20 protein-coding genes are annotated in these 23,601 nt (G+C 61.0%); 9 read left to right on the top strand and 11 right to left on the bottom strand.

From position 1 onward, the window contains the following. Nucleotides 1-164: 164 nt before the first annotated feature. Nucleotides 165-1,055, top strand: a complete 891-nt coding sequence (locus FRT59_RS07585) for a GNAT family acetyltransferase (RefSeq protein WP_153870832.1) — start codon at nucleotides 165-167, stop codon at nucleotides 1,053-1,055. Between the two features lie 72 nt (nucleotides 1,056-1,127). Here FRT59_RS07585 and FRT59_RS07580 read toward each other — a convergent pair whose 3' ends face one another. The 5 genes from FRT59_RS07580 to FRT59_RS07560 form a co-directional block, all read right to left on the bottom strand. After that, nucleotides 1,128-2,147 (bottom strand): branched-chain amino acid aminotransferase, encoded by a 1,020-nt coding sequence (locus tag FRT59_RS07580; protein WP_034120414.1) that lies wholly within the window; start codon nucleotides 2,145-2,147, stop codon nucleotides 1,128-1,130. 84 nt (nucleotides 2,148-2,231) lie between these two features. Beyond that, a complete protein-coding gene (gene lpdA, locus FRT59_RS07575; RefSeq protein ID WP_153870831.1) occupies nucleotides 2,232-3,611 on the bottom strand; it encodes a dihydrolipoyl dehydrogenase in 1,380 nt (459 codons plus the stop codon). A gap of 4 nt (nucleotides 3,612-3,615) precedes the next feature. Then, nucleotides 3,616-4,884, bottom strand: coding sequence for a dihydrolipoamide acetyltransferase family protein (locus FRT59_RS07570; protein ID WP_153839229.1), 1,269 nt, complete (start codon nucleotides 4,882-4,884; stop codon nucleotides 3,616-3,618). Beyond that, nucleotides 4,885-5,943 (bottom strand): alpha-ketoacid dehydrogenase subunit beta, encoded by a 1,059-nt coding sequence (locus FRT59_RS07565; protein WP_005789444.1) that lies wholly within the window; start codon nucleotides 5,941-5,943, stop codon nucleotides 4,885-4,887. 1 nt (nucleotide 5,944) lies between these two features. Further along, nucleotides 5,945-7,180: a 3-methyl-2-oxobutanoate dehydrogenase (2-methylpropanoyl-transferring) subunit alpha gene (locus FRT59_RS07560; RefSeq protein WP_153870830.1), complete on the bottom strand. Its 1,236-nt coding sequence runs from the start codon at nucleotides 7,178-7,180 to the stop codon at nucleotides 5,945-5,947. Nucleotides 7,181-7,375: 195 nt separating this feature from the next. Between FRT59_RS07560 and bkdR the strand changes: the two genes are divergently transcribed. Next, nucleotides 7,376-7,864 carry a Bkd operon transcriptional regulator BkdR gene (gene bkdR / locus FRT59_RS07555; RefSeq protein WP_017136255.1) on the top strand — a complete coding sequence of 163 codons (489 nt, stop codon included), beginning with the start codon at nucleotides 7,376-7,378 and terminating at the stop codon, nucleotides 7,862-7,864. Nucleotides 7,865-7,984: 120 nt separating this feature from the next. Here bkdR and FRT59_RS07550 read toward each other — a convergent pair whose 3' ends face one another. Continuing rightward, complete coding sequence (locus FRT59_RS07550) at nucleotides 7,985-8,848, bottom strand: MBL fold metallo-hydrolase (RefSeq protein WP_153870829.1); 864 nt, start codon at nucleotides 8,846-8,848, stop codon at nucleotides 7,985-7,987. 94 nt (nucleotides 8,849-8,942) lie between these two features. Here FRT59_RS07550 and FRT59_RS07545 point away from each other — a divergent pair, with 94 nt between their 5' ends. The 6 genes from FRT59_RS07545 (at nucleotide 8,943) to FRT59_RS07520 (ending at nucleotide 19,150) form a co-directional block, all read left to right on the top strand. After that, the gene (locus FRT59_RS07545; protein ID WP_005789341.1) at nucleotides 8,943-9,278 is read left to right on the top strand and encodes an ArsR/SmtB family transcription factor; all 336 of its coding nucleotides are present in this window, start codon (nucleotides 8,943-8,945) and stop codon (nucleotides 9,276-9,278) included. A gap of 51 nt (nucleotides 9,279-9,329) precedes the next feature. Further along, nucleotides 9,330-10,574: an NAD(P)/FAD-dependent oxidoreductase gene (locus FRT59_RS07540; RefSeq protein WP_153839231.1), complete on the top strand. Its 1,245-nt coding sequence runs from the start codon at nucleotides 9,330-9,332 to the stop codon at nucleotides 10,572-10,574. After that, a complete protein-coding gene (locus FRT59_RS07535; protein ID WP_153870828.1) occupies nucleotides 10,575-11,381 on the top strand; it encodes a sulfite exporter TauE/SafE family protein in 807 nt (268 codons plus the stop codon). 338 nt (nucleotides 11,382-11,719) lie between these two features. After that, nucleotides 11,720-16,234, top strand: a complete 4,515-nt coding sequence (locus tag FRT59_RS07530; protein ID WP_233094166.1) for an SET domain-containing protein-lysine N-methyltransferase — start codon at nucleotides 11,720-11,722, stop codon at nucleotides 16,232-16,234. Nucleotides 16,235-16,364: 130 nt separating this feature from the next. Further along, on the top strand, nucleotides 16,365-18,008 hold the full coding sequence (locus FRT59_RS07525; protein WP_153870826.1) for an MFS transporter: 1,644 nt from the start codon (nucleotides 16,365-16,367) through the stop codon (nucleotides 18,006-18,008). Next, on the top strand, nucleotides 18,005-19,150 hold the full coding sequence (locus FRT59_RS07520) for an HlyD family secretion protein (protein WP_153839234.1): 1,146 nt from the start codon (nucleotides 18,005-18,007) through the stop codon (nucleotides 19,148-19,150). Before FRT59_RS07525 ends, FRT59_RS07520 begins: the two co-directional genes overlap by 4 nt. 83 nt (nucleotides 19,151-19,233) lie before the next feature. Here FRT59_RS07520 and FRT59_RS07515 read toward each other — a convergent pair whose 3' ends face one another. The 5 genes from FRT59_RS07515 to FRT59_RS07495 all read right to left on the bottom strand — a co-directional run bounded on the left by FRT59_RS07515 (nucleotide 19,234) and on the right by FRT59_RS07495 (nucleotide 22,765). Then, entirely contained in the window at nucleotides 19,234-20,109 is an 876-nt protein-coding gene (locus tag FRT59_RS07515) for an SMP-30/gluconolactonase/LRE family protein (RefSeq protein ID WP_153870825.1), read from the bottom strand. A 31-nt stretch (nucleotides 20,110-20,140) separates the two neighbouring features. Continuing rightward, on the bottom strand, nucleotides 20,141-20,959 hold the full coding sequence (locus FRT59_RS07510) for an NAD-dependent epimerase/dehydratase family protein (RefSeq protein WP_153870824.1): 819 nt from the start codon (nucleotides 20,957-20,959) through the stop codon (nucleotides 20,141-20,143). Between the two features lie 118 nt (nucleotides 20,960-21,077). Next, nucleotides 21,078-21,935, bottom strand: coding sequence for a copper homeostasis membrane protein CopD (copD, locus tag FRT59_RS07505; protein ID WP_034120399.1), 858 nt, complete (start codon nucleotides 21,933-21,935; stop codon nucleotides 21,078-21,080). Nucleotides 21,936-21,938: 3 nt separating this feature from the next. Further along, a complete protein-coding gene (gene copC / locus FRT59_RS07500) occupies nucleotides 21,939-22,304 on the bottom strand; it encodes a copper homeostasis periplasmic binding protein CopC (RefSeq protein WP_034120398.1) in 366 nt (121 codons plus the stop codon). Beyond that, a complete protein-coding gene (locus FRT59_RS07495; protein WP_034120397.1) occupies nucleotides 22,298-22,765 on the bottom strand; it encodes a GNAT family N-acetyltransferase in 468 nt (155 codons plus the stop codon). Before FRT59_RS07495 ends, copC begins: the two co-directional genes overlap by 7 nt. 143 nt (nucleotides 22,766-22,908) lie before the next feature. Between FRT59_RS07495 and FRT59_RS07490 the strand changes: the two genes are divergently transcribed. Further along, entirely contained in the window at nucleotides 22,909-23,529 is a 621-nt protein-coding gene (locus FRT59_RS07490) for a TetR/AcrR family transcriptional regulator (protein WP_034120396.1), read from the top strand. The last annotated feature ends 72 nt before the right edge of the window (nucleotides 23,530-23,601 follow it).

The raw sequence follows: 23,601 nt of genomic DNA, 5'->3' as shown, positions 1-23,601 counted from the left end.
AATCGGCTGCCAGATTGAAATGTGGACAAATGTGGGAGCGGGCTTGCTCGCGAATGCGGTCTGTCTGCACTGAATCTAGTGACTGACACTCCGCATTCGCGAGCAAGCCCGCTCCCACATTGGTATTGTTGTGGCTGTTATAGCGCTGTCAGCCAGGAGGAACCATGTCTACCGCTGTTCGCCTTGCCCAGCCTTCAGATGCCGAGGGCATCAGCCAAGTCATCCTGGCTGCGCTGCACAGCAGCAACGCGCGTGATTACCCAGCAGATGTCATTGCGCGGGTTGCCAGCAACTTCACCCCCGACGCTGTGCTGGCGTTGCTCCAGCGGCGGACGGTGTTGGTGGCGACTCAGGATCAACTGATCGTCGCTACGGCGGCGCTTGATGGCAACGTGGTGCGCTCGGTGTTTGTCAACCCGACGTTGCAAGGGCAGGGCATTGGCCGGCTGTTGATGATCGAGATCGAACTGCGTGCCCGGGAGGCGGGTGTAACGGTATTGAGCGTGCCGTCTTCACTGACGGCGCAGCCGTTCTACGCCAAGCTGGGTTTTCACAGCGTGCGTGACGTTTATCACGGCAACGAGCGCACCCTGGTGATGGAGAAGGCGTTATCGTCTCGACATCCCATCGGCCCCTATCGCGACCGTCAGCACCGCGCCCAGGTGATCGGGTTATGGCAGGAGGCCTTTGGTTATGACACGGCACATAACCTGCCGAGCCTGGCGATCGAGAAGAAGCTGGCGGTCAATGATGGGTTGTTCTTCGTCGCCACCGACAAGAAAGCCGTGATCGGCACGATTCTCGCCGGTTATGACGGCCATCGTGGTTGGTTGTACTCGGTGGCGGTACGTACGGATTATCAGCGCCAAGGCTTGGGAGCTTCGTTGGTGCGGCATGCGGAACAGGCGCTGACGGCCTTGGGCTGCATGAAGATCAACCTGCAGATTACCGGCGGCAATGACGCGGTGGTGGGGTTTTATGAGGCGCTGGGGTATGGCGTGGAGCCGAGGATCAGTATGGGCAAGAAGATTGCCGAGAATATTCCTCAGTCTTGAAAATACTGGAGATCAAATGTGGGAGGGGACAAGCCCCCTCCCACAGGTTTTTTAGTGTTGCTGATGCAGTGTTTAGACCTTGACGATCCAACCTTCTGGCGCTTCCACGTCACCGGTCTGCACACCGGTCAGCTCTTTGTAGAGCTTCTGGGTGATCGGGCCAACTTCGGTCTCGCTGTGGAATACGTGCAGCTTGCCGTTGTACTGGATGCCGCCGATCGGCGAAATTACCGCAGCGGTACCGCAGGCACCGGCTTCCTTGAACTGATCCAGCTTGTCGATCAACACTTCGCCTTCAACCACTTCCAGGCCCAGGCGGGTCTTGGCCAGTTCGATCAGCGACAGGCGGGTGATGCCTGGCAGTACCGAGGGCGACTTCGGCGTGATGAACTGGTTGTCGTGGGTGATGCCGAAGAAGTTGGCCGAGCCGACTTCTTCGATTTTCGAGTGGGTCATCGGGTCCAGGTAGATCGCATCGGCGAAACCGGATTTCTTCGCTTCGGAGCCCGGCATCAGGCTGGCGGCGTAGTTGCCACCCACCTTGGCAGCACCGGTGCCTTGCGGCGCGGCGCGGTCGTAGCCGGAGATCTGGAAGTTGTGTGGCACCAGGCCGCCCTTGAAGTAGGCACCGACCGGGATGCAGAACACCGAGAAGATGAACTCCGGCGCGGTGCGCACGCCAATGTTGTCACCGGTGCCGATCACGAACGGGCGCAGGTACAGCGCGCCGCCGCTGCCATACGGCGGGATGAAGCGCTCGTTGGCCTTGACCACTTGTTTGCAAGCGTCAATGAACGCTTCGGTCGGCACTTGCGGCATCAGCAGGCGGCCGCAGCTGCGCTGCATGCGCGCGGCGTTCTGGTCGGGGCGGAACAGGTTGATCGAACCGTCCTTGCAACGATAGGCCTTGAGGCCTTCGAAGCATTGCTGGCCATAGTGCAGGGCGGTGGAGCCCTCGCTGATGTGCAGCACGTTGTCGTCGGTCAGGGTGCCTGCTTGCCATTCGCCGTTTTTCCAGACCTGGAGAAACCGCTTGTCGGTCTTGATGTAGTCAAAGCCCAGCTTGTCCCAATTGATGCTTTCGTTACCCATGACACCCTCTATCTCTGGTCAAGTCGGTTTTTTCTGGATGGCCGCAACAATACTTCATTCTTGCTTCGTGTGGGAACTTCACTCTTATAGATGCAACGCGTGACCCAAGGCCCGCAGCGCAGCTTCCTGCACCGCTTCACCCAGGGTCGGGTGGGCGTGGATGGTGCCGGCCACATCCTCCAGGCGTGCACCCATTTCCAGGCTCAGGCCAAAGGCGGTGGACAGCTCGGACACGCCAGCCCCCACGGCCTGCCAGCCGACAATCAGGTGATTGTCACGCCGCGCCACTACCCGCACAAAGCCGGCTTTGGACTCCAGGGTCATGGCCCGGCCATTGGCGGCGAACGGGAAGCTCGACACGATGCAGTCCAGGCCAGCGGCCTTGGCCTCGTCCGGGGTCTTGCCGACGACCACCAGCTCCGGGTCGGTAAAGCACACCGCCGGAATGGCTGCCGGGTTGAATTCGCGGGCTTTACCGCTGATCAGTTCGGCAACCATTTCACCCTGGGCCATGGCCCGGTGGGCCAGCATTGGTTCGCCGCTGAGGTCGCCGATGGCATACACATTGCGCATGCTGGTCTGGCAGCGGCTGTCGATCTTGATCGCCGCGCCGTTCATGTCCAGGTTCAAGGCTTCGAGGTTCCAGCCCTGGGTATTGGGTTTGCGCCCCACGGCCACCAGCACCTGGTCGGTGTCCAGTGCCAGGGTGTCGCCGTTGGGCGCGCGTACTTGCAGTTTGTCGTCGGCAAAACCGCTGACGCTGTGCCCGAGGTACAGCTTCACCCCAAGCTTCTTCAGGGACTCCGCCACCGGCAGGGTCAACTCGGCGTCATAGGCGGGCAGGATATGTTCCTGGGCCTCGACCACACTGACCTCGGCGCCAAGCTTGCGGTAGGCAATGCCCAGCTCCAGGCCGATATAACCACCCCCCACCACGATCAAGCGCTTGGGCACGCGGGTCGGCGCCAGGGCTTCGGTGGAGGAGATGATCGGCCCGCCAATCGGCAGCATCGGCAGGTTGACGCTTTTCGAGCCGGTAGCCAGCAGCAGGTGTTCGCACTGGATGCGCTGGTCGCCCACATCGACAGTCTTGCCGTCGACGACCTTGGCCCAACCGTGGATCACCTGCACCTTGTGTTTCTTCAGCAGCGCGGCGACGCCGGTGGTCAGGCGGTCGACGATGCCGTCTTTCCACTCCACGCTTTTGCGGATATCCAGGGTCGGCACATCCACTTCAATGCCCAGTTGCGAGCCCTGGCTATGGTGCACGGTTTGCTGGAATTGCTCGGCCACATGAATCAGGGCCTTGGAGGGAATGCAGCCGATGTTCAGGCAGGTGCCGCCCAGTGCCTGGCCTTCCACCAGGATGGTCGGGATACCCAGCTGGCCGGCGCGAATCGCCGCCACATAACCGCCGGGGCCGCCGCCGATAATCAGCAGCGTGGTGTGCAATGTCTGAGTCATGCCCTTACTCCAGGAACAGGCTGGCGGGTTGTTCGAGCAGGCCGCGAATAGCCTGGATGAATTGCGCCGCGTCCATGCCATCGACCACCCGGTGATCGAACGAGCTGGAGAGGTTCATCATCTTGCGCACCACGATCTGGCCCTTGATCACCATGGGCCGTTCGACGATACGGTTGACGCCGACGATGGCCACTTCCGGCAGGTTCAGCACCGGCGTGCTGACAATGCCGCCCAAGGCGCCAAGGCTGGTCAGGGTGATGGTCGAACCGGACAGCTCATCACGGCTGGCCTTGCCAGTGCGCGCGGCGTTGGCCAGGCGCGCGATTTCTTCGGCATTGCCCCACAAACTACGGGCTTCGGCGTGGCGCACCACTGGCACCATCAGGCCCACGTCGCTCTGGGTGGCGACGCCCACATGCACTGCGCCGAGGCGGGTGATGACCTGGGCTTCGTCGTCATACCGTGCGTTGATCTGCGGGAACTCGCGTAGCGCAACAACCATGGCGCGCACGATAAACGGCAGCAGGGTCAGCTTGCCGCGTGTCGCGCCGTGCTTCTCGTTGAGGTGCACGCGCAACTCGTCCAGGGCGGTAACGTCGATTTCTTCCACGTAGCTGAAATGCGCGGCGCGCCGGGTGGCGTCCTGCATACGCTGGGCGATCTTGCGGCGCATGCCGATCACCGGGATCTGGTGTTCGTCATTGCGCTCGGCATAAGGGTTGGCGGCGCTGGTGCTGGTGGCCGGCCCTTGGTGCAAGTACGCCTCCAGGTCTTCGTGCAGGATCCGGCCCGCCGGGCCTGAGCCCTGGACCAGGCGCAACTGAATCCCGGCGTCCAGCGCGTGCTTGCGCACCGCAGGGGAGGCCAAGGGGCGCTCGCTGGCTTCACGGGCCACGGGCGCTTGTGGCGCCTTCACGGCAGCCGCGGGTTTGTTTTCGACCGGTGCCGGTGCCTGTACCGGTTTGGCTTCGGCCACAGGCGCAGCCTTCACCGGTTCGGCAGCTACCGGCACATCCTTGGTATTGCCCGCGCCTTCGACTTCAATGCTGATCAAAATACTGCCCACCGCCATGACTTCACCCGGCTCGCCGCCGAGGGAAATCACCTTGCCGTGGACCGGCGAGGGAATATCCACCATCGCCTTGTCGGTCATCACATCCGCCAGCACCTGGTCTTCAACCACCAGGTCACCGACCTTCACATGCCACACCGATAATTCAACTTCCGCGATGCCTTCGCCAATGTCCGGCATCTTGATAACGTGCGTGCCCATTCAGACCTCCATGACCCGTTTCAACGCCGCGCCCACTCGGGACGGCCCTGGGAAATACGCCCACTCCTGCGCGTGCGGATAGGGCGTGTCCCAACCGGTGACGCGTTCGATCGGCGCTTCCAGGTGGTGGAAGCAATGCTCTTGCACCAGCGACACCAACTCGGCACCAAAGCCGCAGGTGCGGGTGGCTTCATGCACCACCACGCAACGGCCGGTCTTTTTCACCGACTTGACGATGGTCTCCAGGTCCAGCGGCCACAGGCTGCGCAGGTCGATGACTTCGGCGTCGATGCCGGTTTCTTCGGCGGCGACTTGCGACACATACACAGTAGTGCCGTAGGTCAGCACCGTGACGGCTGAGCCGGGGCGCACAATGGCGGCCACGTCCAGCGGCACGGTGTAGTAACCGTCCGGCACCTGGGCTTGCGGGTGTTTCGACCACGGCGTCACCGGGCGGTCGTGGTGGCCGTCGAACGGGCCGTTGTACAGGCGCTTAGGCTCGAGGAAGATCACCGGGTCATCGTTCTCGATGGAGGCGATCAGCAGGCCCTTGGCGTCATAGGGGTTGGACGGCATCACCGTGCGCAGGCCGCAGACCTGGGTGAACACCGCTTCGATACTCTGGCTGTGGGTCTGGCCACCGTAGATGCCGCCGCCGCACGGCATGCGCATGGTCAGCGGCGCGGTGAACTGACCGGCCGAGCGATAACGCAGGCGCGCAGCTTCCGAGATGATCTGGTCGGTGGCGGGGTAGACGTAGTCGGCGAACTGGATTTCAGCCACTGGGCGCAGGCCATAAGCGCCCATGCCCACGGCCACGCCGACGATGCCGCTTTCCGAGATCGGGGCGTCGAACACCCGCGAGCTGCCGTACTTGGTCTGCAAACCTTCGGTGCAACGGAACACGCCGCCGAAGTAACCGACGTCCTGGCCGAACACCACCACGTTGTCGTCACGTTCAAGCATCACATCCATGGCCGAGCGCAGGGCCTGGATCATGGTCATGGTGGTGGTGGTCATGGCGGTTTCCAGTTCGATGCTGTTGTTGTGGTCGTTCATGTCACACCCCCAACTCTTGACGCTGGCGCTTCAAGTGCTCCGGCATCTCTTTATAGACGTCCTCGAACATGGTCGCGGCGCTAGGAATCTGGCCGCCGGCAAGGGTGCCGTACTGCTCGGCTTCCTTCTGCGCCTTGACCACTTCGTCTTCAAGTTCGGCACTGACCGCCGCGTGTTCCTCTTCGGACCACTGGCCAATCTTGATCAGGTGCTGCTTGAGACGGGCAATCGGGTCGCCCAGGGGGAAGTGGCTCCAGTCGTCGGCTGGGCGGTACTTCGAAGGATCATCGGAGGTGGAGTGCGGACCGGCGCGGTAGGTGACCCATTCGATCAGCGTTGGCCCAAGGTTGCGTCGCGCACGCTCGGCAGCCCAGGCCGAAGCGGCGTAGACCGCGATAAAGTCATTGCCGTCTACGCGCAGGGATGCGATGCCGCAACCGACGCCGCGTCCGGCGAAGGTGGTGGCTTCGCCGCCGGCGATGGCCTGGAAGGTGGAGATGGCCCACTGGTTGTTGACCACGTTGAGAATCACCGGCGCGCGGTAGACGTGGGCGAAGGTGAGGGCGGTGTGGAAGTCCGATTCAGCGGTGGCGCCGTCGCCGATCCAGGCCGAGGCGATCTTGGTATCGCCCTTGATCGCCGAGGCCATGCCCCAGCCCACGCCTTGTACGAATTGAGTCGCGAGGTTGCCGGAAATGGTGAAGAAACCCGCGTCCTTGACCGAATACATGATCGGCAACTGGCGGCCTTTGAGCGGGTCGCGCTCGTTGGACAGCAATTGGCAGATCAGGTCCACCAGCGGCACGTCGCGGGCCATCAGGATGCTTTGCTGGCGATAGGTGGGGAAGCACATGTCGTCGATGTTCAAGGCCAGGGCCTGGGCGCTGCCGATGGCTTCTTCGCCAAGGCTTTGCATGTAGAACGACATTTTTTTCTGACGCTGGGCAACCACCATGCGGTTGTCGAAGATGCGCGTCTTGAGCATGGCGCGCATGCCGCGGCGCATGATCTCGATGGAAACGCCTTCGGCCCACGGCCCAAGGGCCTGGCCCTGGTCGTCGAGCACGCGGATCAGGCCCTTGGCCAGGTCAGCGGTATCGGCGGGTTCTACGTCAATGGCGGGTTTGCGTACCAGGCCGGCGTCGGTCAGGCGCAGGTAGGTGAAGTCGGTCTTGCAGCCTGGGCGGCCCGAGGGTTCGGGAACGTGCAGGCGCAGCGGTGCATACGGCTGGGTCATGGCTTTCTACGCTCTATCTTGTGAATTTCTTGTAGTGGGCGCGCTAGCTGACAGTCAGTCTTCGGGTAGAAGAAATCTTGTCCTACAACAATCATAGGCGTGGCGTCGGAGAATATTTATCTCTGTTTCGTTGCGCCCATGATCATTTGCGGATAAAAAACCTGCATAAACATAATAAACAGGTGATTTTGTCTCATGCGCAAACTGGACCGTACCGATATCGGCATTCTCAACGCCCTGCAGGAGAATGCGCGGATTACCAACGCCGACCTGGCCCGCTCGGTCAACCTGTCGCCCACGCCGTGTTTCAACCGGGTCAAGGCGATGGAAGAACTGGGCCTGATTCGCGACCAGGTCACGCTGCTGGATGCCGACCTGCTGGGGCTGCACGTCAATGTGTTCATCCATGTGAGCCTGGAAAAGCAGAATGAACTGGCGTTGCAGCAGTTCGAGGGGGCCATTTCCGACCGGCCCGAGGTGATGGAGTGCTACCTGATGGCCGGCGATCCGGACTATCTGATCCGCGTGCTGGTGCCGACGATCCAGTCGCTGGAGCGTTTCATGATGGACTTTCTGACCAAGGTGCCGGGGGTGGCGAATATCCGCTCAAGCTTTGCGCTCAAGCAGGTGCGCTACAAGACGGCGTTGCCATTGCCGGCCAACGGCATCAGCCTCGGTTCCTGATTCAACACAGGGCGAAATGTGGGAGGGGGCTTGCTCCCGATTGCAGTGTGTCAGACCACTCATTTGTTATTGGTACACCGCCATCGGGAGCAAGCCCCCTCTCACATTTTTTTCCGCATTTCAAAGTTGGTTGAGTGGGATCTTCAGGTAGGTCACGCCGTTTTCTTCCGCAGGTGGCATGTTCCCCGCCCGCACATTCACCTGGATCGCCGGCAACAACAGCGTCGGCATGCCCAACCCGGCATCACGGGTGGTGCGCATCTCTACAAATGCCGCTTCATCCACTCCATCATGTACATGGATATTCCCCGCCCGTTGTTCTGCCACCGTGGTCAGGCACTTGGCCTCACGCCCTTCAGGTGGGTAGTCATGGCACACATACAGCCTGGTGTCAGAGGGGAACGCCAACAGCTTGCGCATCGACGCATACAACTGCCGCGCATCACCGCCGGGGAAATCGCAGCGGGCGGTGCCCACATCCGGCATGAACAGGGTGTCGCCCACCAGGATCAAGCGGCCGTCGATCAAATAGGCCATGTCGGCAGGGGTGTGACCCGGCACATGCAGGGCCTGGGCCTTCAAACCGCCGATATGGAAGATTTCATCCGGCGCAAACAGGTGATCGAACTGCGAACCGTCGACGCGAAATTCCGGCTCCAGGTTGAACAGGTGCTTGAACACGCCCTGCACCTTGCTGATCGACTCGCCTATCGCGATCTTGCCGCCCAGGGTGCGACGCAGGTAGGGCGCGGCGGACAGGTGGTCGGCATGGGCGTGGGTTTCGAGCAACCACTGCACCTGCAAGCCATGCTCGCGCACAAAAGCGATGACCTTGTCGGCCTGGGCGGTGTCGGTGCGCCCGGAGGCCGGGTCGTAGTTGAGCACCGAGTCGACGATTGCGCAGGGGCCACCGTCGGTTTCATAGACGATGTAGGTGTAGGTCGACGATGCCTCGTCCAGAAAGGCTTGAATCAACGCTGGCATGGCGGCTGTCCCCGATGAAGAAAAAAGTGGTTACAATCAGTTTACGTTTACACATAATGTTTTGAGCTTAAGTGACATAAAGGACCCGAGGCAAATGGAATCTACTTTGAGTGAGGGCGAAGTCGCCCAGTTGCGTGCGTCGGCGTCCAAGGCGTGTTCCTTGCTCAAGGCCCTGGCCAATGAGGACCGCCTGTTGATCCTGTGCCAGTTGACCCAGGGCGAGCGCAACGTCGGCGAGCTGGAAGCCCTGACCGGCGTCCGCCAGCCCACCCTGTCACAACAGCTGGGTATCTTGCGCGATGAAGGGCTGGTCGCTACTCGCCGGGAAGGCAAATACATTTTCTACGGGTTGGCCAGCCACGAAGTGATTCAAGTGATGAAGACCCTGTCCGGCCTGTACTGCGGCGCGGTCATAAAAAGCTGGGCGTGATGCCAACTGGCAACGACCCTTGTGTGCATTGACTATAAAAGGCAGTAGACCATGACCGAACAACACTGGGGCCCAACCATCAGTGGCGATATCGTAGTCATCGGCGGCGGCTCGGCAGGCATCGGCCTGCTGGCCAGCCTGCTCAAGCGTGACCCGCACCTGAACATCATCCTGATCGAACCCAACGACTACCACTGCTACCAGCCGGCCTGGACCCTGGTGGGCGGCGGCGCCTACGACCTGCAAAAGACCCGCCGGCCCCTGGCTAATGTGCTGCCCAATGGTGTCAGCTGGGTGCAGGCCGCCGTCAGCGAAGTGCTGCCGGACGAGCAGACCCTGGTGCTCGACAATGGCCAGCGCGTCACGTGGGACAACCTCATCGTCTGCCCGGGCCTGCGCCTGGCGTGGGAGAAAATCGAGGGCCTGCAAGATACCCTCGGTCAGCACGGTGTGACCTCCAACTACAGCTACGAGCACGCCGCGTACACCTGGCAGTTGGTGCAGCAACTCAAAGGCGGCAAGGCGTTGTTCACCCAGCCGGCCATGCCGATCAAGTGTGCTGGCGCGCCGCAGAAAGCCATGTACCTGTCCTGCGATCACTGGCTCAAGCAGGGCACTCTCAAAAATATCGACGTCGAGTTCAACCTGGCCGGTGCCGCATTGTTCGGCGTGGCGACTTTTGTGCCGCCGTTGATGAAGTACGTCGAGAAATACAATGCGCGCCTGGCGTTCAATTCCAACCTGGTCAAAGTCGACGGCCCGGCGCGCAAAGCCTGGTTCGAAGTGAAAGACACCGAAGGCAACGTGAGCGTCGAAGAGAAAACCTTCGATATGTTGCACGTTGTACCGCCGCAACTGGCCCCGGACTTTATCCGCCAGAGCCCGCTGGCCGACGCCGCCGGCTGGTGCGAAGTGAACCCCCACAGCCTGCAACACCTGCGCTACCCGCATATCTTCGGCCTGGGCGATGTGTGCGGTACCACCAACGCCAAGACCGCGGCGGCGGTGCGCAAGCAAATCGTGGTGGTGGCCGAGAACCTGTTGGCCCTGCGCAAACAGGCGCCGCTGCCACTCAAGTACGACGGCTATGGCTCCTGCCCGCTGACGGTAGAGAAGGGCAAGGTAGTGCTGGCCGAGTTCGGTTACGGCGGCAAGCTGCTGCCGACCTTTCCCCTCGACCCTACCCGCGCGCGCCGCTCGATGTGGTTCCTCAAGGCCACGTTGCTGCCGTGGTTCTACTGGAACGGCATGCTCAAGGGCCGCGAGTGGCTGACTCGCCTGGCCAAGGTGGACTGAATGCTGCTGGCCAGTGTGTTGGGAGTATTGATGGGCCTGGTCATGGGCCTGACCGGCGCCGGCGGCGGCATCCTCGGGGTGCCGGCGTTGGTGCTGGGGCTGGGCTTGAGCATGACCCAGGCCGCCCCGGTGTCGCTGCTTGCGGTGGGCGCGGCGGCGGCAGTCGGCGCGATTGATGGCCTGCGCCATGGCCTGGTGCGTTATCGCGCCGCGTTGTTGATCGCCGTGCTCGGCGGGCTGTTTTCGCCCTTGGGGGTGTTCGTTGCCCATCAATTGTCGGAGAAGCTGTTGATGGGCCTGTTCAGTGCCTTGATGGTGCTGGTGGCCTGGCGCATGTTGCAGCGCGAAAAGGTCGAGGCCGGGCCAAGCGACCATGGTTCTGCGTCTTGGGCGCAGAAAAACTGCATGCTTAACCAGCAGACCGGGCGCCTGGCCTGGACCGCCAAATGCACTGCCACCCTGGCTGCATTGGGCGCGGTGACCGGCGCGGTGTCGGGGCTGCTTGGCGTCGGCGGTGGCTTCCTGATCGTGCCGGCGTTCAAGCAACTGACCGATGTGCAGATGCGCGGGGTCGTCGCGACTTCCTTGATGGTGGTCAGCCTGCTTTCGCTGATCGGCGTGGTGGGGGCGTTTCATGCGGGGGTGAGCATCGAGCCGGTGGGCTGGGTGTTTATTGGCGCGAGTATCGTCGGGATGTTAGCGGGACGGCGCCTGTGTTCGGTGATTCGCGCCCGCACCTTGCAGGTGGGGTTTGCCAGCCTGTGCGTGGTAGTGGCGATTGGAATGTTGTTTAACGCGTTGGTCTGACTCTGTGCCGGCGACCCGTAAGGTCGCCGTCCATTGCGATAGTCACAAAATCTAGTAGTTGGGCAGCAACCTCCTGATTGGGCTTTAACACCCAGTGAGCACTGCAAACGCCAGGATGATTTTTTGACTATGGACAGGCATCGCTCATGACAGCTATTCCCCCTGCACAGACCTACTCCTCATCGCCACTGTTGACGCTTGACCATCAATCACCTCCTGTTACCGAAGAAGTCGACACGTCGGTTACGCCTGAGCGCTCTAGCCCAGGTTCAGCGTCAGCCGTCAGGTCCGGCTCCCCGCTGGGCAATCTGGGAGGGGCGCTGTCGTGGCCGATACCGTTGAGCGCCGACGAACAACGTCGCTTGCGTCTTATCACGATGAATCACGCACACCATTTGGGCGACGAGCCGCTGGTGATACAAACCAAAGGCGGTGTGCTGGAGTTCTTGCGCTACCGCCAACCCTTGCCAGCGGCCGCGCAGAACGACCCGGCCAAGATGCTCGAGGCGCTGGTCAGTTCCCCCCAGGGGCAACGGATGGGCAAGGCGCTGCAACAGAAAATGCAAGGCATTGACAGCGATAGCAGCGTGACGGATTACCTGTTGGCGGGGATTGCGCTGCAGATGGACCCTGAGTCGATCACTGCCCCCGCACGCAACAAAATAGCCGGCTTCGATCTGGCCAGTGACAAATATTGGGGGCAAACCGCATCCGCAGTGGTGGATGGCCTGGCCGAGTACTTGAGTGGCACAGGTAGAACCAGCGCTGGGCTGGCAAAGGTCGGTGCCCACCTGTTGCTGGCCAGGTCGGCCCCGCAGTTTCTGATTAAAGACATTCCCAAGTCTGTGAAAGTTGGCAGCCAGGCATGGGCCAACCTGACGATTGCGGCCATGACGATCGAAGCGCAGGCACCGGGCAAAGTCCTCGGTATGACGTTTGCCCAGGTCATGAGCGAGGCCGAAGAGGCGCGGCGGCTTGACCCTGCGGTCACCCAGACAGCACAAACGGCTGCTTTGCTGGATTGGGCAATCGCCAATGGAGTGCTCACAAAAAGAAGCAACGACAACTACCTCCCCGCACACCTCGAATCGGCAAGAACCGCATTCAACGCACAGCTTGACGCTCGACTCATTGCTTCCAGGGCTCTGGACAAAGCACTACCGACGCGAAAAGAGATCGCACTGGCCACGCTGAAGGAGCGGTTTGGAGACCTGGGCGCGTTTTTCGAAGAGAAAATATTCAGTGTTGATCAGCATTACGTGGAAGGTGAAGGAGGCAGGCATTCGCTATTGGATATCGCCATGATCGACTGGCTGGAACCCAGACCCTTCAAGGCGCATGAACCCAGCAGTTCACTTAAGCCCAATGACCTGCGCAGGGTGTTAACGACGTTAAACGTTAACCCGCAGTTTGGCGTACCGGCTGAATTCGAGAGGCAGTTCAACCGCGCCATCGAGGAAAAAAAGGCCGCCGTCAATACCACCGTCAGGCACATGATCTCGCAACTGCCTTTGCAAGATCGGAAAAATTTTGAGTGTGGAAAAATCAGTTTTTTTCAAAAAGGCTCATACGTGTCAGATGGTTTTTTTAACAATACCTATGCTCAGAATGAACCGGATCTGCTCGTCAAGACGGATCTGGGCAGCCAGTCCCAGGCCTATGTCATCAACTTCAATGACGGCACGATTGAACGGACGGACCTGTACAAGGCGAAAAACAGGGAGTTAAGGGACGCCAACAAGGTGTTTACCACCAAAGCGTTCACGCCCAGTCATCAGGCAGATGATCTCGGTCGTGAGCGCCCGTTGAATAACCCACTCTTGGATAGCTTTACCAGCTCTCGATCCCATGCGATTGCCACGGCGTTCGTCGAGCACTTGGGGCTTGACGATCCTGCTATCAAAGAACAAGCCCGTGGGCAAACCGCCTTTGACAAAGCAAAGGCCAGTTTCAAGCCGTTGAGCGAGTTTTTGTTAAACCTGATCCCGTTCAGATCCGCCATTGTCAATTTTCAGAGCGGCCAGTATGGCGCGGGCGCATTCGATCTCTTACTGGATGTATTCGGGTTTCTTACCGCCGGCGCCGCAACCGCGGGAAAACTGCTCAAGATTGGCAGTACTGCGCTCTCCAGCGCAGCCAAGGCGTTGCGGACGGTGAAAGTCATCGGCGTGGCGAGTATAGACCTGCTCAACCCTGTGAGTGGTTTGCGCGATTTGGCCAGGCTGATGGGCAACGGCGTCCTTTATCTTGGCGGCAAAGCCATCAACCGCCTCAGGGGCGCCACCGGTAGTTACGATCAATTAAAAGCGCTCAGCAAACAGTATGACGCTGCTGCAATCGGCACCATAAAGGTGGCTGGCGAGACCATCGAAGGCGCCGCAGTGCTCAAGAGCGGCCATTGGTATGCTTTTGATGCCGACACGATGCGACCTTACGCAAGCCCGCTCGACGAATTTGCAGTCGCGACCCAGGCTGTCGCAGGTAGCGTCAGCACCGGCCATACCGATGCACTGTACGCATTGAGCCAAGAGCTGTACGGGCACTTCAAAGTGCCCGAGTCGCGCATCGCCGGGCTCTCACGCAACAGTCAGGGCGTGTATGTGGCAGCCGATGGGCACCTGTCGCATATACGCCATACCGAAAGCAGCGGTAAGACGGCGGTGTACGAGGTCCGACAGGTCTCTCGCACGCAGGATGGCGGCGTGCAGGCGCATATTTATCACAACGGCAAGAAAACCGAATTGCTGGTCATGCACATACAGGGTGACCAATGGCAACGCGTGGGGGCAGCCGGTGGCGGGGCGCCAAAGCAGATCACGGCTGAACATTTGCGGGCTTGGGAAGCGTTGCCGCGCCTGGAGCAAGTCAGGCTTAGCCCTAAGGGCTTTGCCCGGCAGCATCAACTGCCTTGGAAAGCGTTTGAGTACTGTGTGAAAGCTGACGGTGGGCTGAGCGAAACCGGCTTGATCGTGCGTAGCCGCCCCGCCAACACGCCCTTCAATAAGGTGTCCGAAGCGCATATCCGTATTTGGCAAGGCATGACTCAGCAGGAACGTGGCGCGATGACCATAGACGGGTTTGCCTGCCATCATCACGTTAATATGCATACGCTCAGAAATCATGTACGGGTAGATGGTAGCCTGGGCCCAGAGGGTGAAGAGCTGCTGGGCAGGGCTGCCGGTGCTGCCTATGAGGTGATTACCGATGAGCATTTACACCAGTGGCGCACGCTCTTGGCGCAACCGAACAACTCAGTGACACAAGCGCAGTTCTTAAGCCAGCACAGGCTCAGCCCAGGCAGTTGGAGTCGCTTCGTGAAAAAGGACGGCTCCTTGAAAGAGGCGGCCGTGCAACGTCTCAATCAGGCAGAGCAAAACACCGCGCTTGCCCCCACGTTCCAGGCTTCGGCACGCAAACAGCTAATCACTGCCGAACATCTACGCGAGTGGGAGGCGTTGTCGCCCGCGCAACAGCAAAGCATGACCCGTGAGGGCTTTGCTCAACAGCGCAACCTCTCCCCGAAAACCTTTACCTACTACGTGCAGCCTGACGGCCAGTTGAGCGATACCGGCAAGATTGTGCGCGACCGCGCCGTCAACATACCCTTCAATACGGTGACTGAAACGCATATCCGTGATTGGCAAAGCAAGACACAGCAGGCGCGTGACGCCATGACCATGCATGGATTTGCCGGTCAACATCACCTTAATCCGAGTACGTTCACAAACTGTGTGCGGCGAGATGGTGGCCTGGGGCCGTCCGGTGAAGCGTTGTTGAACAGGGCGGCCGGTCACACCTACACCGTGCTTACCGATGACTATTTACGCCAGTGGAGCGCGCTCTTCGTTCAACCGAACAATTCAGTCACGCCGTCGCAGTTCTTGAGCCAACATGGGCTCAACCCAAACACTTGGCGTCAGCACGTTAACGCCGATGGTTCTTTAAAGGAGGCGACCGTGCAGCGCCTCAATCGGGCAGGGCAAAATCCCGCGCACCCCCCTGCGTCCGGGCCACCTGCTGCGGGTACGGCACGAAAACGACCTGCGCCAGCCCCTTCGGATCCGCCGCCGCCGAAATCTACGGGTCTGAACAAACCCACTGACACATCACAGAGCGAACAGGTCCCTGGTCCATCTTCGGACGTCGTCGTTGTCAAGGTTGAACCCAACGTTTCTCCGTCACTGCCTCGCCATCAGATCGATAACACACTGCCGATTCTGCAGGACCCGGTGAACCCCAGGCTCAGCTTGACCCAAGCACTTGAGGGCTCTATCGATGACATTCGTATCGCCCACTGGAATGGCGTGCTTGACGGGCTGGATAGCCCAACGAAGGCGCGCGTTTCAGCCCAGATCAAGGCGTCGATCAAAGACTGGCTGCGCACCGAAGGCCAACACCCGTCTCGGTTTGATGAGGCTATGGAAGTGGTCACGGCGCTGGACGACGGTGGGCCGGCTCGCGGCGCATCGGTGTGGGCGCGGCGCGATATTCCCCAGTTCGAGGTGCTTGGCCCGTATGCAGGCAAATACCATGCAGACGAGGCGTCGCTGTTCCAGGAGCAACGCAAGCAAGGCTCACGGGCTGTGCTGACTTACCTGTTCGGTACACGTTCGGGCACGCGGACGGTCAGTGGACTGCACACGGGCAACACCCTGAGCCTGATCAATACCTCGCAACTGCGTAATGGGCCGGCGTGGCAGTCGAACAATGTCGTTTCCGTCGCGGTCGGAAAAAACCTGACGTTCTATGTGGCGCTGAAGGACATCAAGAAAGGTGATGAATTGCTGCTGGACTATGGGCCGTTCTATGAGCCGGTGCCTGATATCGCGATCAAGCCGGATCCCGATAGCTGAGTTCAAGCGCTCGGTGCCCGTCTGAGGAGCAATTGCGCCCTTGGCATGGCAAGATAAACGCTGCTCAGGTTTACTACGCCCTGAGCAGCGGATTCACCGGCCTTGCACGTCGGATCACCAAGGTCACCGAATGGATAAATACACCCCCCACACCTGGCAGCCCCATGAGCGACCGAGCCTGCCCGGCTCGCCGTCGACGCCGTTGCACCCCACCCACAAGCGCTGGCTGTTTGCGCTGGTGGGCGTGCTGGTGGCAATCACCGGTGGCCTGGGCAATGCCCTGGTTATCGCCAACCTGCAATACCTGCAAGGCGCCCTCGGCGCGACCACCGCCGAAATGGCCTGGCTGCCCGCCGCCTATGTCATGACCAACGTGTGCATGAACCTGCTGTTGGTCAAGTTTCGCCAGCAGTTCGGCCTGCGGGCGTTCACCGAGGTGTTCCTGGTGCTGTATGCGCTGGTGACGTTCGGCCACTTGTTCGTCAACGACCTCAGTTCGGCCATCGCGGTCAGGGCCGCCCACGGCATGGTGGGTGCGGCGCTGAGTTCGTTGGGCTTGTACTACATGATCCAGGCCTTCCCGGCCAAATGGCGCTTGAAAGCCCTGGTGCTGGGGTTGGGCACCGCGCAGTTGGCCCTGCCCCTGGCGCGATTGTTCTCCGAGGACTTGCTGCAAATCGCCGAATGGCGCGGGTTGTATCTGTTTGAACTGGGCCTGGCGCTGATCTGCCTGGGTTGTGTGTTTCTGCTCAAACTGCCGCCCGGTGACCGCTTCAAGACCTTTGAAAAACTCGACTTCCTCACCTTCGCCATCCTCGCCAGTGGCGTGGCCTTGCTCTGCGCGGTGTTGTCCCTGGGGCGCATCGACTGGTGGCTGGAGGCGCCGTGGATCGGCGTGGCCTCGGCCTGCTCCCTGGTGTTGATCATGGCGGGGCTGGCCATCGAGCATAACCGCAGCAACCCGATGCTGATGACGCGTTGGCTTGGCAGCGGCGTGATGATTCGCCTGGCCCTGGCGGTGGTGCTGATCCGCATGGTGTTGTCCGAGCAGTCCACCGGTGCGGTGGGGTTCATGCAGATGCTGAACATGAGCTACCAGCAGATGCACACCCTGTACGTGGTGATGCTGGCCGGGGCGATTGCCGGGCTGGTGGTCAGCGCCTTGACGATCAACCCGGCGCACCTGCTGATGCCCTTGATCATTTCCCTGGCGTTGATGGCGACAGGCTCGGTGATGGACAGTTTTTCCAGCAATCTCACTCGCCCGCAAAACCTGTACATCAGCCAGTTCCTGCTAGGCTTTGGCGGCACGTTCTTCCTCGGGCCGACCATGGTGCTGGGCACGAAAAACGTGCTGACCAACCCGCGCAACCTGGTGAGCTTTTCGGTGATGTTCGGGATTTGCCAGAACCTCGGCGGCCTGATCGGCGCGGCGTTGCTCGGCACCTTCCAGATCGTGCGCGAGAAGTACCACTCGAGCATGATCGTCGAGCACCTGACCCTGATCGACCCGCGTGTGGCGGCGCGGGTGCAGAGCGGTGGTTCGGCCTATGGCGGGATCGTCGCCGACCCGGAGTTGCGCAACCTGATGGGCATCCGCAGCCTGGCCACGGCGGCCACCCGTGAGGCGAACGTAATGGCGTACAACGATGTCTTCATGCTGATCGCGATTATCGCGATCCTGACCATGCTCTGGATCTTTACCCGCAGCCTGTGGCTGATGAGCACCACCAAGGCAACCCCTCCTGTTCAACCCAGCGGCGCGACTTCATGACTGAACCTTCAACCACCACCACGACTGCCATCGCCGCCACACCGGAAGGCAGCACGCCGCCGGGCGCCGTACCTACCGAGTTGCGGCCACTGCGGGTGCGCATCCTCTCGTCCCTGGGCTTTGCCGCGATTGCCATCATCGGTGTGCTGATCGTGCTGTACGCCTGGCAGCTGCCACCGTTCAGCAGCGCGGTGGAGACCACCGAAAACGCCTTGGTGCGGGGGCAGGTGACGATTATCGGCCCGCAGCTCAGCGGCTATGTGTTCGAAGTGCCGGTGCAGGACTTCCAGTACGTCAAGGCCGGCGACCTGCTGGTACGCCTGGATGACCGCATCTACAAGCAGCGCATGGACCAGGCCCTGGCGCAACTGGCGGTGCAGAAAGCGTCGTTGGCCAATGTAGTACAGCAACGCAACAGCGCCGAAGCGACCATCAAGTTGCGCCAGGCCGCGTTGGTGGACAGCCAGGCCCAGGCGCGCAAGAGCACGGCGGATCTACGCCGCAATGAAGAGCTGATCAGCGATGGTTCGGTGTCCAGGCGCGAACTGGACGTGACCCGTGCCGCCAATGCCCAGACCATCGCCGCCGTGGCCCAGGCCCATGCCAGCCTGGAAATTGCCCGCCAGGACCTGCAGACGGTGATCGTCAACCGCGGCTCCCTGGAAGCGGCAGTGGCGAGTGCCGAGGCGGCGGTGGAACTGGCGCGCATCGATTTGTCCAACACCCGCATCACCGCGCCCCGGGATGGCCAACTGGGGCAGATCGGCGTGCGCCTGGGCGCCTACGTCAACTCTGGCGCGCAGTTGATGGCCTTGGTGCCCAAGCAGCTGTGGGTGATTGCCAACATGAAAGAAACCCAGATGGACAATGTGCAGGTGGGCCAGCCAGTGACCTTCACCGTGGATGCGCTGAACCACCGCAAATTCCATGGCACGGTGCAGCACATCTCCCCGGCGACCGGGTCCGAGTTCAGCCTGTTGCAGGCGGACAATGCCACCGGCAACTTCGTGAAGATCGCCCAGCGGGTGCCGGTGAGGATTACGGTGGACCCGGATCAGGCCGAGAGTGAGCGGCTGCGACCGGGGTTGTCGGTGGTGGTGAGTATTGATACCGCAGGGCGCCTCAAGAATTCACCACCCTGACACCCAGACAGGGGAGAGCAACATGTGAGAGCGGGCTTGCTCGCCAATTGTGTCATTACTGTATTCAAGGCACAGCGATGCAGCTAGAGGATGAAGCGCGGTTCGGGCAGCCCCTGGACGCTGGGGTTAAGGGCGAATACGCCGCCGGACAGCGACTGTTCACTCACATCGTCACGTATCGACGTGACGTACAGCGTGTCCAGGCGACTGCCGCCAAATGCACACATGGTGGGTTTTTTCACCGGCACGCTCAGGGAGCGGTCCAGGCGTCCGTCGGGGGTGAAGCGGTGGATCAGACCGGCGTCGTTGGCACAGATCCAGTAGCCGCCCTCGGCATCCACGGCGGCGCCGTCGGGGCGGCCGGGGAACTGATTCATATCAATGAATACGCGGCGATTGGACGGCGTGCCGGTCTCGATGTCGTAGTCGAAGGCCCAGACCTGCTGCACCCGCGGGTGCGAATCCGAGGCGTACATCGTGCGGCCATCGGGGCTGAAGGCCAGGCCATTGAGCGTGATGAAGCCACCCAACTGCGCGTAGGGCGCAACCCCTGAGGTGTAGCGATAGAGGGTGCCCTCGGCCGCGTTCAGGCCCATGTCCAGCACCATGCTCCCCGCCCAGAAACGGCCCTGGCGATCACAGCGGCCATCGTTCAGGCGCATGTCCGGGCGCGGGTGCTCGACGCTGGCCAGGGGCATAGTGTCGAGGCTGCCGTCATTGTGAGGCGTCAATTGGAAGAAGCCGGTCTGCATGCCGGCCACCCAGTTGCCCGCCTGGGTGCGTGCGATACAGGCGAGCGCCTGCGGGGCTTTCCACACGGCCATATGGCCGGTAGCGGCGTTCCAGCGTTGCAGGCTGCCGTTGGGGATATCCACCCAGTACAGGGCGTTTTCCTCAGGGACCCACACCGGGCATTCGCCCACGGCATTGCGGGCGGCGACAATCAGTTCTGCACTCATGGCTACTCATTCCCTTGGGGTTGCTGTGCACTCAGTCACCGAACGGCCCTGCTGCGCAAAAGGCACCGCCCTGGTAGACCGCAGCCGGGTCATCGGCAGCCACTGGCGGCTGGGTTTCAACCTCGGCGCGGAACACTTCCGAGCTGTCCTTTGGAATAAAGCCCAAATGTGCGGCGTAGCGGTTATCCCACCAGGTCTCGAGGTTGGCCGACATGCCGTAGACCACGGTATGGCCGACATCGGGCGTGTACAGCGCGCGCTCGAGCAGTTGGGTCAGGTCATCGAAACTCAGCCAGGTGTGCATCATCCGGCGGTTCTGCGGTTGCGGGAACGAGGAGCCGATACGGATGCTCACGGTCTGGATGCCATAGCGGTCGAAGTAGAAACTTGCCATGTCTTCGCCGTAGGACTTGGACAGGCCGTAGTAGCTGTCGGGGCGACGCGGGGAGTGAGCGTCGAGTTGCTGGCCCTGCTTGTGGAAGCCAATCACATGGTTGGAACTGGCGAAGATAACGCGCTTGACCCCGTGACGGCGCGCAGCCTCATAGATATGGAAAATGCCACTGATATTCGCGCCAAGCACTTCTTCGAACGAGCGCTCCACCGACACACCGCCAAAATGCAGGATCGCGTCGACGCCTTCCACCAGGTGGTGCACGGCGTGCTTATCGGCAAGATCACAGGTTTGCACTTCTTCGCGGGCATCGGTGGCGGGGGCCATTTCGGCAATATCCGACAGGCGCAGGACCTTGGCGTAAGGGCGCATGCGTTCGCGCAAGACTTTGCCGAGGCCGCCGGCGGCACCGGTGAGCAGCAGGCGGTTGAAGGGAACGGGCGTTAAGGTGGTCATGGGCATTCCAATTATTGTTGTAGGTTGTCGTACGACTATGTGGAAATAGTGTTAGGGATTCCCCAGGTTGTCAATGTTCTTGCATTGGATGGGTGTACGACCTGAAAACGCAGCGGTTTCAGCCAGCCATGACCATCGGTGGCAGGGTACCCAGCAGGGAAACCGCGGCCACCGCACAAACCCCCAGCAGCCACTCCACCATCACACTGGCTTTCAAACTGCCCACGCGTTGTTCGCAGCGTTCGATACGTAACCGGTTGAGCAGCGCCAACCCCAACATACCCAACACCAACAGCACCTTGATCAACAGAATCAAGGCAAACCCATTGAACAGCGGGGTGGGCCACAGTTGCCCGGTGAGCACACGCACATTGATCAAGCCGGTCACCAGCAAGCCGCCGACCAGGCCGTAACCCACGCCGCTGAAACGCCGCAGAATCGGCTCCAGCCGGTGGTCTTGCGCGTGCCCGAGGATCAACACCAGCATCAGCAACCCGCCGAGCCAGGCCCCCACGCACAGCAGATGCACCACCTGGTTAAGGATCAGCAACTGCCCGCTCAGCCCATTGAGCATGGCGCCATGGCCCACGGGTGCCAGGGTCGCCAGCAACAGCGCGATCAACGGCAAGCGCAAGGCCGGCCAGGGCTTGATCAGCGCGATCACCAGCAGCAGGTTCAGCAGCAGATGCCAGGTCCATACCTGGCCAAAGAAGGTCTTGCCCAGCACCAATTGCACGGTGGCCGGTTGCAGCGCGGCGTCCCAACTGCCGGCCATGCTGGCGGTGATCAACAGCAACCACATCACGCCGGAACCGAGCCCCAACCAGGCCAGGCCACGGGTGATGCGCAGCAATTGCCGGTCGAGTGCCGGTTGCACTTGATTGCCGAGCAGCCAGGGCCTGAACACGCAGGCCCCGAACATCAGCAGCACGACGATGAAGTGCAGGAAGCGGCACAGCACCAGCAGGGTTGCCATGGGTTATTGGCCGACCTTGAAGCTGTATTCTCCGTTGCTCTTGTGGGTGTCGACCGACACAGCGTTCCACACCACTTTGTAGTGACCGGCTGCGAGCGGTGCTGCTGGCGTCACTACCAGGACTTTCTTGTCGGCGTCCGGGGTTTCCAGGCCCTTGATGGCGATTTCAGTGCCGTCCTTGCTCAGGGAGACCTTGGTGAATGTCGCTTCGACGCCTTCGCTGAAGGTCAGGCGCAAGTCTTTTGGCGCGGCAACGCTGCTGTCAGCCGCAGGTTCCGCGCTCTTGAGGTGGGCGTGGGCGAATGCCGCCGAAGCACCCAGCAGGGAGGCCAGCAGGGTGACGGTGGTCAGGGCTTTCTTGATCAACATTGTTCAGTACCTTCAGTATGGGGAGTCGGTAAGGCCATGTGCAGCAAGGGGAAGGGTTTGCCTTCGCCGTCCAGCGGCGAGCGCGCGACCTGGATAAAGCCATAGTGCCGGTAGAAACCCACGGCCTGGGGGTTTTGTTCGTTGACGTCGACCGTCAGGGTGTCATGGCGGGAGCGGACGTGGTCCAGCAATTGACGGCCGATGCCCTGGCCACGGCGGTCAGGGTCGATAAACAGCATCTCCACATTGTGCCCGCCGGTGCCGATAAAGCCGGCGATGCCTGCGTTGTCTTCATGCACCCATACCTCAAGGGCAGGCATGGGCAGGTAAGTGTCGCGTACCAAGGGCAGCAGGCGCTGGATGTCATCCTCGGGGAGGAAGTCATGGGTGGCCCGCACCGAACGTTCCCACAGCGCTCCCAGCACTGGGTCGTCGGCGGCCACGCGAGGTCGGATAGTCATGGCAATGATCCTTCAGGTGGACCGCGATGCTAACCAATCCGATTTCCCGGGGAAAGGTTAGCGTCAGAAGTTTCACTATGGTCTGTCGCCGCGATCTAGAGCCGATGGTAGTCTTTAGGCCGTGTTGTTGTCAGGGAGCCCTTATGGGCAATCACAAGATCGGTATTCGTCGGGTCAACGTCGAGAAAATCCTGCTGGCGGCGGAAAAAGTCTTCGCCGAAAAAGGCTATGGCAGCACCGCCATGGCCGACATCGCCGAAGAGGTGCAACTGCCGCGCTCCAACCTGCATTACTACTTCACCACCAAGAGCGAGTTGTACAGCGCGGTGCTGTTCGACCTGCTGGAGCTGTGGAAGCAGGACGCCCTGAGCTTCGAGACCTTCGATGATCCGCGGGTGGTGCTCAGCAGCTACATCCGCGCCAAGATGCAACGCTCGCGTACGCGGCCGTATGGCTCCAAGGTCTGGGCCAATGAAATCATCCACGGCGCGCCCACACTCGGCGAGGCCCTCGATGAAAGCCTGTACGACTGGGCCAAGATGAAGGAAGCGAAGATTCGCCAATGGGTGGAAGACAAACGCATCCTGCCGGTGGAGCCATCGAGCCTGCTGTACATGATCTGGGCCTCGACCCAGCACTATGCCGACTTTGATCACCAGGTGAAGATCCTCAATGATCACCAGCCGTTGTCGGATATGCAGTTTGAGAAAGCGATTCAGACGGTGACCAGTGTGATTTTGCGGGGGATTGGGTTGGAGCCTTGAGCCCTGTGGTGAGGCAGAGGGCCTCTTCGCGAGCAAGCCCGCTCCCACATTCGACTGCATTCCTCCAGGCAA

The sequence above is a fragment of the Pseudomonas haemolytica genome, from assembly GCF_009659625.1.
GTDB classification, from domain to species: domain Bacteria; phylum Pseudomonadota; class Gammaproteobacteria; order Pseudomonadales; family Pseudomonadaceae; genus Aquipseudomonas; species Aquipseudomonas haemolytica.
This window is presented reverse-complemented; position numbering and strand designations above follow the sequence as displayed.